Annotated in this window: 1 protein-coding gene and 1 pseudogene; both read left to right on the top strand. The window is 57.3% G+C overall.

Annotated features, from left to right (window positions below; genetic code table 11):
- Window positions 1-497: ATP-binding cassette domain-containing protein (locus tag AC1DWI_RS25185; protein ID WP_477726185.1), on the top strand; the 497-nt coding region annotated here is incomplete at its 5' end.
- Window positions 494-750 (top strand): annotated as a pseudogene (locus AC1DWI_RS25180) (HlyD family type I secretion periplasmic adaptor subunit); the annotation flags it as partial. The gene AC1DWI_RS25185 and the pseudogene AC1DWI_RS25180, both read left to right, overlap by 4 nt.

Raw genomic sequence — 750 nt, 5'->3', positions numbered from 1 at the left:
GCGTAGTCGGGCAGGATACGGCCTTGTTCAATCGTTCCGTGCGCGAAAACATTGCGCTAGGTAATCCGGCTATTGCCATGGACGCTGTGATGGAAAGCGCCCGACTGGCCGGCGCGCATGAATTCATTCTGCAGCTGCCCGAGGGCTATGACACGGTGATCGGCGAGCGAGGAAGCAAGATCTCGGGTGGTCAGCGCTCGCGTATCGCTATTGCGCGTGCGTTGGTGGGTAACCCGCAAATCCTGTTGTTCGATGAAGCCACTGCGGCTCTGGATTACGAAAGCGAGCGAGTTATTCACGACAACATGGCTCGTATTTGTGAGGGCCGCACGGTATTTATTGTTGCGCACCGCTTGTCCACCTTGCGGATGGCCCACCGGATTCTGGTGCTGGACCGAGGTCGTCTTATGGAGACTGGCAACCATCGCGAGCTCATGAACGTCAATGGTCGCTACGCCTCGCTGTATCAAGCGCATCAGGTGCTGGAGGCTGCATGAAGAACAAAAGCACAGCTGGACATGTCATGTTCAGCACGGCAGCCATTGCGATGCGGCAACAGCCTCCTGCCAAAGTGGCACGTATGATCACTCTGGCCATTTGCACCATGGCGGCTGCGACGCTGGCTTATGCCTGCCTGGTCTCGATGGATATTGTGGTTACGGCACAGGGGCGCATCAGTGCGTCGGGCAAGAGCAAGGTCATACAGCCGTTGGAAGCCGGTGTGGTTAAGGTGATTGCGGTCAAGGATGG

This window comes from Polaromonas sp. P3_C2 (assembly GCF_056402675.1).
The sequence above is the reverse complement of the archived record's forward strand: the minus strand, read 5'-3'. Positions and strand labels throughout refer to the sequence as shown.